This is a genomic window from Halodesulfovibrio aestuarii DSM 17919 = ATCC 29578 (assembly GCF_000384815.1).
In the GTDB taxonomy this organism is placed as follows: Bacteria; Desulfobacterota; Desulfovibrionia; order Desulfovibrionales; family Desulfovibrionaceae; genus Halodesulfovibrio; species Halodesulfovibrio aestuarii.
Genome location: NZ_ARQF01000018.1, coordinates 115,193 through 130,025 on the forward strand (window position 1 = coordinate 115,193; position 14,833 = coordinate 130,025).

A 14,833-nucleotide genomic window follows, 5' to 3' on the forward strand; every position below is an offset into this window, starting at 1 on the left:
TTATAAAAAGTGTAACCAAGGCATGAGCGGGTGCGATGTATTATGTAGACGGATGTATCAATAAAGATTTTCCCGTGGATACAACCTTTAACTACTAGTGTATATGTGGTCGTGATAAGAAGGTTATCGTTATGGTTTGTACCTTTTTGCTGCGTCAATAAAACTGGAGAGCTGATGGAATCGGTCAATGAAGACTGGGATACAGTCCGCACCGTGCTGGAGGGTGAAACTGCAGCGTATGCGTTGATCATTGATCGACATCAGAAACATGTAGGTGCTGTTGTCGGAGCGCATGTGCCGCCACAGTACGCGCCCGAGGTTGCGCACGAAACGTTTGTTCGAGCATATCGATCGCTCGCTTCGTATGAACCCCGAAAACCGTTTAAGCACTGGCTGACAACGATTGCTCTTCGTAGTTGCACAGACTTTTGGCGTTCCCATTATCGCAAAAAGGAATCGCCTCTTAGTGATTTTTCAAAGGATACTACTCAATGGCTTGATGCCGTTTGCTTTACCGAATCTGAAAGTGAATTCGAACGGTTGAGTCAGGCGCGTGAGGCGAAAGAAATTTTGAGTCTTGTACTCGATATGCTGGCGCCGTTAGATAGAATGATCTTGGTAATGACGCAACTTGAGGAATACTCAAGTAAAGAAACGGCTGAGCTGCTGGGAATAAGCTCCGCCAATGTTAAGGTTCGTGCTTTCAGGGCAAAGCGCACATTAAAGAAGCTTTTGAAAAAGCACGGGATAGAAGGTGCATAGCATGGAAAATAATATGCTGAGTAAGTTGGTACATGTGTTGAAAAAAACGCACGCCATGCAGGTAGATGTTTATTTACCTTCCGCCTGGAAGCAGGGGATTATGCATGATGTCTATGCAATGACTAGTATCCAGAGGCAGTCGCCGTTTGAGCGTTTTGCACCGCAGGTTGCTATGGTGGCCGTAATTATGCTGGTTGTTGTGTCTATCCCTTGCGTTCTTACTGTAAACAACGCGCTTTCATTGTTGGACTCGCAACTTATTGATGCTGGACGTGATTCCGCGCAGCTGTATTTATCCCTGTAGGAGTGGGCAATGAAAAACTGGAAAGTTTGGACGGCCTTTGTGCTTGTGTTTTTTCTTGGCGCAGCGTGCGGTGTTTGGGGGAACAGCTTTGTTGTCAAACAGCGCATAGCTAAATTTAAGGAATTGAAGGGAACCAGATTTGGTGGTGGAAAGCGGTTTTTACGTAAAATAGAATCGCAAGTTCAACCGGATGCAAAGACCATGAAAGAGATTCGTCGTATTGTTGCTGTGAATCAGGAACATATCCGAGGGGTGAAGGATAAGGCGACAGATCAAGTGCTTGAGATCTTTAACACCACAGAGCAGGAAATTAATGCGCTTCTTACGCCAGAACAGCAGGGGCGTTTCGCGAAGATTATGGAACGTATTCGAAAGCGAATTCAACGTCTAAAGCTGTTGCGGTCGTTACAACGATAACACTCTTGGGGGAGTTTTACGCTGCAACGTGTAAAGGGATGGATCCCGTACCGCATGTCTGTACATGCACAGCAAAAAGGATGAGAAATGAACACACTGAAGAAAGTAGTTTTGGTGCTGGTAATGGCCTGCGCGTTCGTCACATTTGGGATGCATTACGATGCCAGTGCGTCCGGACATAGTCGCGACCTGTACGTGACAACACGAGCAAGCAACGTGTATCCCGATCTCAAAACGGTAGACCGTTTTTTGGATGTGGCAACGCATCGCCCTAAAAAAATGAAACGGTTTATGCACCGCAACGATGTCTATAAACTGGAAAGGGGTACACGTGTTATAAAGATGCGTTCAATATTGTTGGATGGGCTTGATGCAGTCGTGTATAAGGTTAAGATTCCAAGCCAGAGGCAATATGGTTATGTGTTTTCTCGTAATGTGAAAAAAGTTAACAACTGTTCAAGATATAAAGTAAAGCACCGAGAGAAGTTCAGTGGAAAGCACAGAGCGAAATTCAGAGGAAAGCACAACGCAGCATATGAGTATGAAAAAAAGTGCGATGATAGATACGAAGAAAAATATAGAACAAAGTTTAGACCAAGGTTCAAGGCAACAATTAAAACTCCGGTTTTAGTTATCAACTTGTTATAAGGCTGGATATGAAAAATACCTTATCGTCCTCACTGTCGCGGGTGTGCTTTTTACATCTGCTGCGTGTAGGCAGAACCGGAAGGTTGTGATTATGGTCGAGCCGTCGGTACAGTATGCTGTGCCGCAAGTTGCCTAATTATATAATTAATAAAAAGCCCGTTCCGCGGGCTTTTTTTATGCTAAAATGCAAAGTAAATCATTTTTTTGAAGGGCAAAGTCTTGTTTGTTACTTTTTTCACAAAAAGTTATCAAATAATCTTTACGTATTGCTCACAAATGTTTACCGTTGCTATAATACAAAGCAGTCATAATTGTTTTGATTGCAGTCCAGTGAAAGACATATACACCGTAACTTGCCAGTCCATAGGTTCTGGAAAGTGTGACAGACTAACCGTACTCTGAGAAATTGGGAGTTTCGATTATGCTATTGCGAAGACGTGCGTGGGATATTTTACGTGATGATTACCCTGTTGTAAAAATAGATGATCCCCTTGCTGAGGCTATTCGTAAACTTAACGCATGTGCTTCAGAAGGATGCCTGTGTGCTTTAGTGGAAGATCATAATGGTCGCGTTAAGGGCGCAGTCTCAATTTGGGACACAATGCGTTTTATGGAAGATACCCTGCTGCGCGGTGACGGCTTGAAATGCCTTGATGAAAATCGTTATGAGCAGATGTTTACCAACGCTTGTAAGGTGTCCGGTTCTATCAGCGTAAAAGACGTTATGGATAAGGATATGACAGTAGTGCGTCCTGACGAGCCGCTTTTGCTTGTACTGGAAGATTTTGTGAAAAAAGGTCGCAGTTACGCGGTGGTGATGGAAGGTGGACATGTCATCGGTGTTATTATGATCAACGATATTTATAAAGAAATTAGTGATCAAATTCTAGCCCGCGGCTAATTATGTACGTAAATAAAGCCCTCTATTCCTTTAGGAATAGAGGGCTTTTCTTTTGTCTTAGATGAATTGCGTGGCGAGTCGGCTACTTCAGCGGTACAATTTCACATTGTAGTGACTGAGCTCCGTCTACAAAACGGATACCGAAATTTGCCCAGAATGCTTCCATAATGTCGATGCCGTCAGAAAGGTCAGGGCTGCATTCGTCATATTTCAGGCGGAAGTATTCAAGAAGAACGCGGGTGTTGTTGTCCAGCATGGGTGCTTCGCTGATAAGCTGTTCTTTTTCGCGAAGGTACTCATAGTGGTCCATGGTTGCATACGCAAAAATGATGGAGAATGAGAGCTGGGAAATTTTCCCCTGAATCTGGGACAGGAATTGCGAAATGTTTTTGTGCGTTGGAAATTCCTGCTGCTGGAATTTAATCAAGTCATAGTATTCAGGTTTATTGTTAATAAGGGCAAGGTTGCCCATAAGAGAGTTTTCAAGATCCGCACGCGCTGTGTCAGAAAGTTCTGTCTTAAGGACGTTCTTAACTAGAGCGTCGCGAAACTCAAAAGATTTGCGTGCTGCATCGTACTGATCGAACAATTGATACAGGTTCATAAAGTAGTTTGCAAAGCGATCTAATTTATGGCGAGTAAGGACCGGGAAGCGCCCCTTGTTTACTATGAGGGCAAACTCATGCCAGTAAATAGAGAAGCGAACCTGATTGTCGTAATGTTTTGTGAACAGGTTGGGATGGAACAGCAGGTAGTAGCCTTTCTCATGAAAAATGCTTCGCGCAACAGGCTCTGCACCCGGAATAGATTTAAAATCTGTAGTGCCCTGAAGTTCGTTAACTTTGGCATCAAAGTTTTTAGGAACGATAATTTCATGAATGCGAAAAGCCATAGTGGCATGCCGTGCCGCTTCTCTGATGATTCCAAGTTCATCTGTAATTTCTTTACGTTGATTGCTGTTTCCAATCTCAACAGTAATTTCCATGGGTGCTCCATTATAACAAAAAGTTTGTGGGCTCTTGCCTACCCTGCCAAGCGGTTCCCTGCAAGTATGAATTGTGTACGTTAGAAAATTACTGATGAATTTGGCCGAAAGTTTTTTTACTATGGCTATTTTTGTTTGAATGAATATAAAAGTACTTCGGTGTAATTAAAGGATAAATTGACTGGAGGCGATGCCTTGTTATGTGTTTTTTTTACACAGGAGCAATCATCTGAAAACAACTGGTAGGGGGATAAAATCTGATTAAGTTCAGTTTGAGTCCTTGCCATCAAAGGGTCAAAACTGTATGGTGCGCACCTTCCGATTGGCAGAAAACACGCCGCAGGTACAACCCTGTGGCGTTTTTCTTCCTGACTTATAATATTAGATATAACGTTGCAATAAATAGAGATTGGATATGAGCAAAACAGGCAGCCTCTCTGCAGGTGATCGTATTGATACTAAATGCACGCGCTGTAGTGATATTACAGGGCATGTAATTGTGGCAATGGTAGGTAGCGAAATTATTAAAGTGGAATGTCAGGCTTGCGGTAGTGTGCACAAATACCGTGAGGCTCGTGCGCCGAAAAGCAAAGCACAGGTTTCCACTGTAAAAAAAGTTCGTAATGGCGACTCCCGCAAAGAAGCAATTTCCGCTGCACGTTCAGCTGCTGCTAAAAAAGCTGCTCAGACCCGCGCTACTCAGCGTGCGAAGCAGGAAGCAGAAGCTGTTATGATTGCATGGAAAACTGCAATGGTTGCAAAAGGCTCTGAAGGAGCTCGTACATACAACATGAATGAAACCTTCACAAAAGGTGATGTTGTACAGCATCCTACTTTTGGCATGGGCGAAGTACAGGTTGTTACTAAGCCTAATAAAATGGAAGTGTTATTTGAAGACGGTGTTAAAGTGTTGCGCTGTCGTGTATAGGTATGTTTTTTTAAAAACGGGGATGACTTGTTAGTCATCCCCGTTTTTTTTTATCAACTGTATGGGATAGGAGGCGTCGCTTTTCGTGGCATCCTGGCATCATACGGGTTGTAATCTGTCTTGTCTTTACATGTTCTTGGGCAAAGTATTCGAAAACCATTCTCTAATGGCTTCCGGAGAGGCTCTGTATATTCCGTCGGAGCATTTACGTACCGGAAAATTCTCTTCTTTGATCCACTTTTTGATAGTACTTGGCCCTGCACCTACTGCTCTGCATATCGCTGTAAGTCCTACCAGAACAATTTGTCCATTTGATATATACGTGCGCGCTCTACCTTGCAGAACTGCAGACGGCGGAAGCGAATATTCTGCACCCGGTTCAATTCCGCAGTTGTCGCAGGCATCGTTGTATCCATAAACGTTCATGCATGTCCTTTGGATGGTATGTGGGGTGGTGATTTAAAAGCCAAGTCCAATATCAGGCATGCGGAACAGGTCTCTGGCATATCTATCCGGTGGAATCTCGCCGGTAGCCCAAGGGTCTTCAAAGAGAGAGTACCCGCCTGCATTACTTCCATTTCTATGTTTTGCAAGACACGCGTTACTGCAAATTTTACTGCTTACACCGTGTGTAAATTTTTTTTCACACACGATGCAGTGTTTTTCATCAGTTCCATGTCTGTCATGTGCTGCATGGTTTGCAGAGGCTGCGCATGAGCGTGAGCAATAGACTTGCCCTGCACGCTTTACAAAGTGCCTTCCGCACCACGGGCAACTTACTGTTTGTTTAATGCGTTTGGCTTCGGCCGCGCATTTTCGGGAACAATATTTCCCTTTACCGGCATTGTGACGTGCCGGACGGACATAAAACTCAGTTCCGCATTGGTTGCAAGGTACTACAGGCATGACCGTCCTCCATTATAGAACGTGTTGCATCGTTCAATTGCCCGCAAAATTGCGTGGCCAGAGTGGTTAGTTGGTGATGTATGGTGATTAAATTCAGCGTAGTACAACTGTAGTAAACGCTGGTGTTCTCCTACTTCGATCTGCACCATAGGCTGGTATCCGCTTCCAGCACGAGGTTGATTGCATTCTGGGCAGATCGCAATTCCCACGCACGCCATTCTCCAAGGTCGGGAAAAGTTTCGACCACACACTGTGCAGCGAGTGCGTTCCGGGGCGTGAAAAGAATAAACGGACATATAAGTTTTCCTCCGAGTGTGCGTCAGAAAGTTTAAACAGTGCTTTCTGATTGCAAAAAAAATGACCATGAAGTGGCGAAGTGATCATATTGTTCACAAAATGCACATCCACGTCAAGCATGTTTGTACATTTTGTGCAAAAAACTATTTTATTTTTTCTAACATTGTGCTATTTCATCCCTATGAACAAAGACTACAGCGAAGAAGAATGGCAGCTTCAGGAATTCATTGCCGAGTCCATTAAGCTAGTAGGTGGGGTCCCTAAACTTGCAGAAATTGCAGGAGTAAGCCCGCGTACTGTGTATGCATGGAAGAAGGGAGAACGATATCCCAACAGGCAGAATTTAAAGAAACTTACCAGATATCTGGAAAAGGTCGCTGAACAGACTGAATCATCCACCGAACTTTACTTCCCTTTATCTGTAGGGGCAGAGCGTCGTGGTGCGTCTGAGCATGTCGGGCGCAGTGATGTTGCGCAGGTAGATGACGCTGCGACAACATTCCTTGCTCCACCGCGAGGCCCCGACGAAGTTCAAGACGAGTTTCTCTTTGTGGATAAAGCGGAGGCGCGTCCAAGTGCCGGTGGTGGATCACTTGCAACAAGCGACTATTCAGATGGGCGCTACGCATTTCGCTTAGATTGGATCTTGCACAAGACGCAGGATGTAAACAGTCTGAAGATAATGGAAGTTATGGGGCGCTCTATGGAGAGTACGTTACATAACGGTGATCTTTGTCTTGTGAATCAATCAGACAAGAATCTTGTTGAAGACAGGGTGTATGTAGTGCGTCTAGACGATGAAATTTACGTAAAGCGCTTCTCCCGTATTCCGGGAAAATATTTATTCCGTGGTGACAACCGCGAGCTTGCATATCAGGATATAGAAATCGATCCCCGTGATGAGTCCCGAAGTTGGGAAGTCATCGGGCGGGTTATTTGGGCTGGAAAAGATTTATGATGCTATGCACATAATGTGCATAAGACTGTATTGCTTTGTTTATCATTTTGGTCTGCAAAAGCGTTTTTGGGATTTTCCTGAAAGCGCTTTTTTTTTGTATTACTATTGAATGACTTTTGCTGGTAGAAGGAACTGCAAAGCAACTCAGCATGAGTGAGGGGGGGAGCCGTTTCATGGAGTATGTTAGACAAAATAATTCTAGAATCTTCCTTTTTTCTTTTCATGTGCTACTATTAAAGTATATTTTATCAGTGTAATAAGGTGATTATGTAAGTTGCTGATTGTATGGGTATAGTAAGGAGAGGTCTATGAATTATCATAAAGCAGAAAGTATGACAGAGTTGTTTTGGCGAAAGTCGCGTAACCCACTCACGGTTTGGCCCCGTCTTCTTCTTAGCTTGCTTATTTTTATAGCATTCTGGTCACATTCTCTATGGTGGATCATTTTCTTATTCTTTTTGCAGACTGCAATACTTTTCTTTGCACCGCCTGCATCGAAATATGAAAACTGCTTGACGCGGGCAGCTGACGGCTTCCGGATATGGACAGTGGTGCGTTCCGCGGAAGAACGTAATACGATGTTGCTTTTGTTTTTATTTTCAGCCGTTGCCTTTTTTGCTGCGCTTTGGGCACACTATCTTTTCTGGGTGTTCTTTTTTGGTGTACAGCTCGTAATTGCGAAGCTTTTGCTTATCCGAAGATTTGCTGCCATGGCCAGACAAGTTGAATATGACGTGCACGTAGGACTCACTGCTGACGATTTGCAAGCGATAGTGAGCCGTTGCAATCTGACAAATTAATATAGAGTAGGGGACAAGGGGGCGCTTTGTGGCTGAATTAGTGCGAAATCTGCGAAAATGTCATAAGGGGCTCAGACTTGCGTTTGCTCTTGTTGTGCTCATGGCAACGTGCGTAAGTCTCGCTGCGTGTAGCAAAACCGGTAGATATCCGGTGTGGGAGTATAATCGGCAGAATAATGTTGCCGATTTAGAAAACCTCTCGCAAAATCCTTCGGATTATTTGACACACAGTGCTCATACGCCTGTGATGACGTTAGCTGAACAGGCGGTGCAGTTTTCCGCGCTTAAGACGTACCATTATGCTCCGTGGCGTCAGACAAAACCTAGCCTTTCTAAAGAAGATGCCTTTTGGGGAAACTCTGCGTATCCCTATGGTCTTGGCTATGCAGAAAATCTGCTTCCATGGACAGAAGCTGCCATGTCCAGACTTGTGGACAGTCAGTCCATGGAAACGTATCCAAGTATGGCGAGACATGCGATTACGGTACGTACTTCATCGTTGCGCGTATTGCCAACAGTGAAACCGTACTTTTTTAATCCAGCTCTACCTGGAGAGGGATTTCCATTTGATTATTATCAGAATTCAAGTGTCCATGCCGGAACACCTCTTTTTATTTCGCACGCTTCTATCTCTGGAGAATGGCTCTATGCAGAAACCGCGTACGCAAGTGGTTGGATTCTCGCCAACGATGTTGCGTTCGTAACAAAAGAGCAAGAGCAGCTTGTTATGTCCGGAACATTGTATGCCATTATGTGCGATAATGTGACATTGCAAACAGCAGAAGGGCAGTATCTTTCCACAGGATTTGTGGGAGGTGTTTTTTCTAAAGCGCCAAAGTCAGGGGGAGAGTCTGTTTCGGCTGTAGCAGGCTCAGCTGAGGGGGAAAAAAAGGCAAGAACGAAGAAAGATGTAGTTGAATCGATGACGCAACATAAGCACGATGACATGCAATATAAAATGATATCTGCTATGGAGCCTCGTTCGTATGTTTCTTTATTGGTACCTGCCCGTAATTCTCTGGGGCAGGCAGAGTTTTTTAGTGCCCCCGTTTGGACTGAGCAGGCGGCAGAAATTCCCGCACCCTTGACGCCAAGGGCAATGGCGGAGCTGGCTAAACATATTATCGGGCAACGGTACGGCTGGGGCGGGTTATATTTAGACAGGGACTGCTCTTCTACTATTCGTGATCTTTTTATGGCGTTTGGAGTGTGGTTACCACGTAACTCAGGCCCTCAGGCGGAAAGAGGTAAGAAAGTTATCTCGTTGAAAGGTCTGACTGCCAGTGAAAAGCGTGATGTGATTATTGAAAACGGCATCCCCTTTTTCTCCCTTATCGGCCTGAGAGGCCATATTGGGCTCTACTTAGGATATGAACCTGTGACTAAAATGCCATTTATGTTGCACGACCTATGGGGAGTCCGCACATTTAATGCGGATCGTGAGAGCAGGGCGATTGTCGGTCGTATCTCCATCACAACGCTCAGGCCGGGTGAAGAACGGCGGGATGTAAAGAAGGACTATTTCTATAGCAGGATCCTTAAGTTACAAATAAAACCCGGAATGTGGGAAAATAAATAAAAAGAAGCCCCTGAGATAATTTAAACTCAGGGGCTACATTTTTAGCAGCTATACTTTGATCGGTGCGACGATTTTATCTCTGCTGTTTTGGTTAATACTGGAACAGGTTGCCTACACTGGTAGAGAAAGGCAGGAGGGAAATTGTTCCAGACAATCCTGGATCTATCCACGTTGCAAAATGATTGTGCCAGTTGTTTGCGAAAAGCTGAAAAAGACGGAAGAACAGCACCGCAAACATAGGCGTATGTAATAAATGTACCATTGGGCTTCAGGCTTGTTCGTATTGCCTGTGTAAGTTCGCGCTGTTGTTTTGAAGAGAATGATGCCCAAGGTAGTGACGAAATAATAACGTCTGCTTTGCCCACAGACCTTTGTCGTAATATGGTAGGAAGATTTTCCGCACAATCGAGTAAAAAGTAAGAATGGGGATGTTGAGCCACAAGCATCTTATAAAGATGTGGATTCTTTTCGATGGAAATAAATTCTGCTCCATCTTTCAATGATCGTAAAAGATGTTTTGAGAGACTCCCTGTGCCAGCCCCAAGTTCTACCACAACATCAGCATTAGTGATTCGTTCGTTGCCAGCTATTTCCTTGCAAAGACTCGGACTGCTGGAACAAACGGTACCAGTTGAAAATGGGTCGCGTATGAATTCTCGTAACATGCTCCAACGGGATGAACGCATTTAATATCCTTTGCTTTTGCGACTGGCTGCATTTGTTTTCTTTGTGTCTTCGCTGAGGGAGGCGCAATCCCTTGATTATCAAGAAGACGCCCCTCCGACCGCGACTTATATTGCAGCCGTTATATAGTTCGAGTGACAACCGTGCGGTAAGCATATTGTCTGCTATGGTAACAGCAAAAGAAGTACCGTTTGAATATAAATACAGGCTGGTTTGTCCTCATCTTTCGAATGTATTGAAATGACAACATGTTGTGTGTCAGGATTTTTTTTATCTGTTCTTTGAGGTGAAATACACATTCTCTGGACGTGATGTTACTTGCACAAAAAAAAGGGTAATTTTTGTACATGACGTATAGAAATTATACGTTGCAGTGGACAAATATTTTTCTGAAAGCGTAGCCGCAGCGAGTATTATTTAAGAAGTATAGCTTCGCAGGTGTGAAGAGATGTTTTTCGTAAGGGAGCTGCCGTAGTGGGTGCCCCCTTGGAAAGATGTCGAATATCCATCGAAAGTCTCCCTATGTGTCTTACCAGTTGACACCGCGCATTTTCCGGCTAGTCTGCAGAAGGCGACATTACGCCGGAGCAGAATTTGAATGAGTGAATCATATACGTTTTACGCAGCAACATTGGGCTGCAAAATTAACCAGTACGAAACACAGGCATTGCGCGAAGTGTGGGTTGCTCGCGGTTTTTCAGAATTGGACTCTGCGGCAGGTGCTGATTTTATTCTCGTAAATTCCTGTGCTGTTACAGCTAAAGCTGTGAGTGACGTGCGTTCTACCGTACGCCAGTTGAACAGGGCGAACGAGGCTGCACAGATTGTAGTTACAGGTTGTGCTGCGCAGGTTATGGGTGATGAGCTTAAGGAACTTCCGGGGGTTACGCGTATTGTTCCACAGGACGCAAAAACCTCATTGAAGACATGGCCGGAATTGAAAGAGGGCATGACAGAACCGGAAAATGCATTCCCTGATTTTGCTGTAACGAACTATAATCGTGCTCGCGCTGTGGTAAAAGTGCAGGACGGCTGTTCGCACCGTTGTACATATTGTATCGTGCCGCTCACCCGTGGGCGTTCGCGTTCCCGTAGTATTGCGGATATTATTACAGAAGCTCGTACGCTTCTGGAGTCAGGTTTCAGAGAGCTCATCCTTTCTGGTGTAAACTTGCGCCAATTTGGACGTGATCTTGATGGTACTCCGGATTTTTGGGATTTGATCGACGAATTAGAAAATGCACTAGGCAAAAAATGGGGCGGTAAGGCTCGCTTTAGAATCTCTTCTTTGGAACCTGGACAGCTTGGCTCAAAGGCTCTTGAAGTATTGTCGCGTAGTGCCATGATTGCACCTCAGCTTCATATTTCGTTGCAGTCCGGTAGCGATTCTGTTTTGAAGCGTATGGGACGCGGTCATTATAAAACGGCACCGCTTCTGGATTTTCTGGAGAAACTGCATGATGTATGGCCGACATACGGGCTTGGAGCAGATATTTTGATGGGGTTTCCCGGTGAAACTGAAGAAGAATTTCAGGAAACTATGGCATACGTTAAGGCTGCGCCGTTTACATATGCCCATGTATTCCCATACTCAATCCGTCCCGGGACTGCCGCTGCGACCATGTCTGGCCAACTTCAAAAAAAGGTAAAAAAAGAGCGCGCAAAAGCTGTGCGTGATTTGATCGTTGAGAAGAAACAGGCATTTTTACAGAAGTTAATTGATGAAAAGTTGCCTCTGCATATAGTGTTGCAATCAGCGGAAGAAAAGAAAGGCGTTTCTCAATTCTATACCGAATGTTATTTTGATACTCTTCCGTTTGGCGCCGGGCTGCGAAATCTTTGTACCGGCACAGCTGTAGAATCTGAAAAAAATGGATTGCGGGTTATCTCGGAATAAAAAAAAAGCAGCTGGGTTTGTACTCAGCTGCTTTTTTCTATCTTATTATTTTTCCACGCACTCATGCGGTTATATTCCGAAAAGTGACAACTCTATGTTATAACATGGCTTGAATAAAGAATGGATGTAGAGTAGGTAGCGTGGAGCGCCGTAGCAAGCTACTTGTTGCGGCCATTCCCATATGCAGGAGATATCTCTTGCATGCGATAAAACCTTTATGCCCTGCAGTGTTAACGCAGGGCTTTGACATATAGAGAGGAACGTATGCTTAAAAGCATGACAGGATATGGTCGTTGTACTCACGAAGGCGACGGCTTCACCATGACTTGGGAAGTCCGCAGCGTTAACAGCCGCCACCTTGATCTCAAATGGCGTCTTCCAATGCTGGCGCGCTCTCTTGAGACCCGTTTTGAAAAGACGGTACGTAAGTTCGGCCAGCGCGGGCGTGTAGAAATTACTCTTAATTTGCAGATTCAGCGTGCAGAATTACAGGCTGTGTCGTTTAACAACGCTCAGGCTTCTGCAATGCTTGATGAACTTGCAAAGTTTGCAAATGAACGTGGTGATGACTTTGCTCCGGACTACACTCGTATGCTTGGCATGTCTTTCCTGTGGGAAGACAGCAATAAAGAGCCGGAAAAAGAATTTGCCCAGACGCTTGTAGAAGGCCTTGAGCTTGCTCTTGCTGATTGGAACGAAGCACGCGCAACCGAAGCAACTGCACTTTCAGCAGACATGCTTGAACGTACAGGACGCATGCGCGACTGGGTCGAAACTATTACTGAACGTGCACCGCAGATTAAAGAAGAACGCTTTGCTACTCTGCGTGACCGCCTTACAGAAGTGCTTGCTCGTGTTGAATCCGAACTGGAAGAACAGCGTTTCTTACAGGAAATCACTGTACTGTCCGATAAGCTTGATGTGAGTGAAGAAATTACCCGCCTTAATGCTCATCTAGAGCGTCTTGAAGAGCTTATTAAAGGCGGTGGTGAAGCAGGCAAACGTCTTGATTTTACGCTGCAGGAATGTTTCCGCGAAGTGAACACCTGTGGTAACAAAATTCAGGATCAGCATATTGCCCGTATCATCGTTGATTTCAAGAACGAGCTCGAAAAATGCCGGGAACAGGTACAGAATCTGGAGTAGCGTATGAAAAGCAGTAAGCTGCTTAACATCGGCTTTGGTAATTATGTCGTGCATCACCGTGTTGTAAGCATTGTTACGCCCACGTCTTCTCCTATGCGTCGCGTGCGCGAAGATGCGCGTAACGAAGGGCGGCTTGTAGATGCCACTCAGGGAAGAAAAACTCGATCAATAATTATCACAGATTCAAATCACGTTATTTTATCTGCCATTCAGGCTGAAACTATTAGTCAGCGTTTCCTACAGGAGGATAACGACTAATGACTCTTGATATTTCCGGCAACGATTCTTCTAATTTTGACATTACTGACCGCCGGGGGATTGTTTTGGTGTTATGTGCACCTTCCGGAACAGGTAAAACTACTTTAACAAAGCGTTTGTTGAAAGAATTTCCACGATTTTCTTTTTCTATTTCATATACAACCCGTCAGCCACGTGAAGGTGAAATAAACGGGAAAGACTACTATTTCGTTTCTGAAGAAGAGTTTTCTAAAAAACGTGACGCTGGATTTTTTGCAGAGTGGGCTGAAGTGCACGGCAAATTTTATGGCACGCCTAAAGAGGCGACGTTGGAGATGCTCAGGCATGGTAACGACATTATTTTTGACATCGATGTGCAGGGGGCAAGCCAGCTTTACGGTAACTTAAAGCAGGGCTGCTATGTATTTATTCTGCCACCTTCCCGCGATGAATTGGAAAAGCGTTTGCGTGGTCGTGGAACAGACGACGAACAGACTATTATGCGCCGTGTTGCGAATGCTCAAAAAGAGCTTGAGCAGGCACATTGGTTCAACGCTTGGATTGTTAATGACGATTTAGATAAAGCATACGACCAGCTGCGCAGTGCATATATCGCTGCAACCTTGTCACCTCAAAGCTCACCGGATCTTGTAGATTCTATTATGGAAGATTGGAAATAGCATGGCAAATCTTGTTATTGCGCTTGATTACCCGGATAAGGCAGGGGCGCTGGCGATGGCTAAGATGCTCAAAGGGGCTGATGTCTGGGTAAAAGTGGGGTTGGAACTTTTTACAGCCGCTGGCCCCGAGATTATTGGTGAACTAAAAGAAATGGGATTCAAGGTCTTTCTAGATATGAAGTTCTTTGATATCCCAAATACAGTTCAAGGTGCGGTACGCTCCAGCGTGCGTCACGGTGTGGACATGGTAAATATTCATCTGATGGGCGGAGAGCGTATGGCTCGTGCTGCTGTAGCAGGACTTGCTGAAGGTTCTGCAGATTCAGGTGTGTCACCAATTTTACTTGGCGTCACAGTGCTTACCTCAATGTCGCAGGAAGATTTGCCTAAAGGAATGACTACATCACTTGAAGATACTGTTCTTTCATTTGCCACCTCCGGCAAAGAGTGGGGTATTCACGGTGTTGTCTGTTCCGGCTTTGAGGTTGATACAATCAAAAAGTCTTGCGGGAACGATTTCCTCTGCTTGACTCCGGGGATCCGTCCGGTTTCCCTTGGTGATGACCAGAGACGTACTATGACTCCGGCACAGGCTGTGGAGGCCGGATCAGATTATCTGGTTGTAGGACGTCCCGTAACCGGCGCCGATTCTCCGTTGCACGCTGCACAGGAGATTTTGGAGGCCATGAAGATTTAACTCTAGT

The 14,833-nt window shown here is 44.9% G+C and carries 19 protein-coding genes; 14 read left to right on the plus strand and 5 right to left on the minus strand.

Annotated features, from left to right (window positions below):
- Positions 1–174 precede the first annotated feature (174 nt).
- The 5 genes from F461_RS0103510 (at position 175) to F461_RS0103530 (ending at position 3,032) form a co-directional block, all read left to right on the plus strand.
- Positions 175–762 carry an RNA polymerase sigma factor gene (locus F461_RS0103510; RefSeq protein ID WP_019999773.1) on the plus strand — a complete coding sequence of 196 codons (588 nt, stop codon included), beginning with the start codon at positions 175–177 and terminating at the stop codon, positions 760–762.
- 1 nt (position 763) lies between these two features.
- On the plus strand, positions 764–1,066 hold the full coding sequence (locus F461_RS0103515; RefSeq protein WP_019999774.1) for a hypothetical protein: 303 nt from the start codon (positions 764–766) through the stop codon (positions 1,064–1,066).
- A gap of 9 nt (positions 1,067–1,075) precedes the next feature.
- The gene (locus F461_RS0103520; protein ID WP_019999775.1) at positions 1,076–1,483 is read left to right on the plus strand and encodes a hypothetical protein; all 408 of its coding nucleotides are present in this window, start codon (positions 1,076–1,078) and stop codon (positions 1,481–1,483) included.
- 87 nt (positions 1,484–1,570) lie between these two features.
- A complete protein-coding gene (locus tag F461_RS0103525; protein ID WP_019999776.1) occupies positions 1,571–2,131 on the plus strand; it encodes a hypothetical protein in 561 nt (186 codons plus the stop codon).
- Positions 2,132–2,552: 421 nt separating this feature from the next.
- A complete protein-coding gene (locus tag F461_RS0103530) occupies positions 2,553–3,032 on the plus strand; it encodes a CBS domain-containing protein (protein ID WP_019999777.1) in 480 nt (159 codons plus the stop codon).
- An 82-nt stretch (positions 3,033–3,114) separates the two neighbouring features.
- On the opposite strand, the gene F461_RS0103535 is transcribed toward F461_RS0103530, so the two are convergent.
- Positions 3,115–4,017, minus strand: a complete 903-nt coding sequence (locus F461_RS0103535) for a hypothetical protein (protein WP_019999778.1) — start codon at positions 4,015–4,017, stop codon at positions 3,115–3,117.
- A 415-nt stretch (positions 4,018–4,432) separates the two neighbouring features.
- Here F461_RS0103535 and F461_RS0103540 point away from each other — a divergent pair, with 415 nt between their 5' ends.
- On the plus strand, positions 4,433–4,945 hold the full coding sequence (locus tag F461_RS0103540) for a hypothetical protein (protein WP_019999779.1): 513 nt from the start codon (positions 4,433–4,435) through the stop codon (positions 4,943–4,945).
- Positions 4,946–5,071: 126 nt separating this feature from the next.
- On the opposite strand, the gene F461_RS16980 is transcribed toward F461_RS0103540, so the two are convergent.
- The 3 genes from F461_RS16980 to F461_RS19155 are packed head-to-tail and all read right to left on the minus strand — an operon-like array spanning position 5,072 to position 6,147.
- Entirely contained in the window at positions 5,072–5,371 is a 300-nt protein-coding gene (locus F461_RS16980) for a hypothetical protein (protein ID WP_019999780.1), read from the minus strand.
- 33 nt (positions 5,372–5,404) lie between these two features.
- Entirely contained in the window at positions 5,405–5,851 is a 447-nt protein-coding gene (locus F461_RS0103550) for a hypothetical protein (protein ID WP_019999781.1), read from the minus strand.
- Complete coding sequence (locus F461_RS19155; RefSeq protein ID WP_143154841.1) at positions 5,842–6,147, minus strand: hypothetical protein; 306 nt, start codon at positions 6,145–6,147, stop codon at positions 5,842–5,844. Before F461_RS19155 ends, F461_RS0103550 begins: the two co-directional genes overlap by 10 nt.
- Before the next feature lie 182 nt (positions 6,148–6,329).
- Here F461_RS19155 and F461_RS0103555 point away from each other — a divergent pair, with 182 nt between their 5' ends.
- The 3 genes from F461_RS0103555 to F461_RS18480 all read left to right on the plus strand — a co-directional run bounded on the left by F461_RS0103555 (position 6,330) and on the right by F461_RS18480 (position 9,485).
- The gene (locus F461_RS0103555; protein ID WP_026364595.1) at positions 6,330–7,106 is read left to right on the plus strand and encodes a LexA family transcriptional regulator; all 777 of its coding nucleotides are present in this window, start codon (positions 6,330–6,332) and stop codon (positions 7,104–7,106) included.
- Between the two features lie 308 nt (positions 7,107–7,414).
- Positions 7,415–7,906 (plus strand): hypothetical protein, encoded by a 492-nt coding sequence (locus F461_RS0103560; protein WP_019999783.1) that lies wholly within the window; start codon positions 7,415–7,417, stop codon positions 7,904–7,906.
- 28 nt (positions 7,907–7,934) lie between these two features.
- The gene (locus F461_RS18480; protein ID WP_019999784.1) at positions 7,935–9,485 is read left to right on the plus strand and encodes a C40 family peptidase; all 1,551 of its coding nucleotides are present in this window, start codon (positions 7,935–7,937) and stop codon (positions 9,483–9,485) included.
- A 41-nt stretch (positions 9,486–9,526) separates the two neighbouring features.
- On the opposite strand, the gene F461_RS16990 is transcribed toward F461_RS18480, so the two are convergent.
- A complete protein-coding gene (locus F461_RS16990) occupies positions 9,527–10,171 on the minus strand; it encodes a class I SAM-dependent methyltransferase (RefSeq protein WP_019999785.1) in 645 nt (214 codons plus the stop codon).
- Between the two features lie 596 nt (positions 10,172–10,767).
- On the opposite strand from F461_RS16990, the gene mtaB reads away from it, so the two are divergent.
- The 5 genes from mtaB to pyrF all read left to right on the plus strand — a co-directional run bounded on the left by mtaB (position 10,768) and on the right by pyrF (position 14,826).
- Positions 10,768–12,066 (plus strand): tRNA (N(6)-L-threonylcarbamoyladenosine(37)-C(2))-methylthiotransferase MtaB, encoded by a 1,299-nt coding sequence (gene mtaB, locus F461_RS0103575; protein WP_019999786.1) that lies wholly within the window; start codon positions 10,768–10,770, stop codon positions 12,064–12,066.
- Positions 12,067–12,330: 264 nt separating this feature from the next.
- A complete protein-coding gene (locus tag F461_RS0103580; RefSeq protein ID WP_019999787.1) occupies positions 12,331–13,212 on the plus strand; it encodes a YicC/YloC family endoribonuclease in 882 nt (293 codons plus the stop codon).
- Between the two features lie 3 nt (positions 13,213–13,215).
- Entirely contained in the window at positions 13,216–13,470 is a 255-nt protein-coding gene (locus F461_RS0103585; protein ID WP_019999788.1) for a DUF370 domain-containing protein, read from the plus strand.
- Entirely contained in the window at positions 13,470–14,129 is a 660-nt protein-coding gene (gene gmk, locus F461_RS0103590) for a guanylate kinase (RefSeq protein ID WP_019999789.1), read from the plus strand. The genes F461_RS0103585 and gmk overlap by 1 nt, the downstream gene beginning before the upstream one ends.
- 1 nt (position 14,130) lies before the next feature.
- Positions 14,131–14,826 (plus strand): orotidine-5'-phosphate decarboxylase, encoded by a 696-nt coding sequence (gene pyrF / locus F461_RS0103595; RefSeq protein WP_019999790.1) that lies wholly within the window; start codon positions 14,131–14,133, stop codon positions 14,824–14,826.
- Positions 14,827–14,833: the final 7 nt, after the last annotated feature.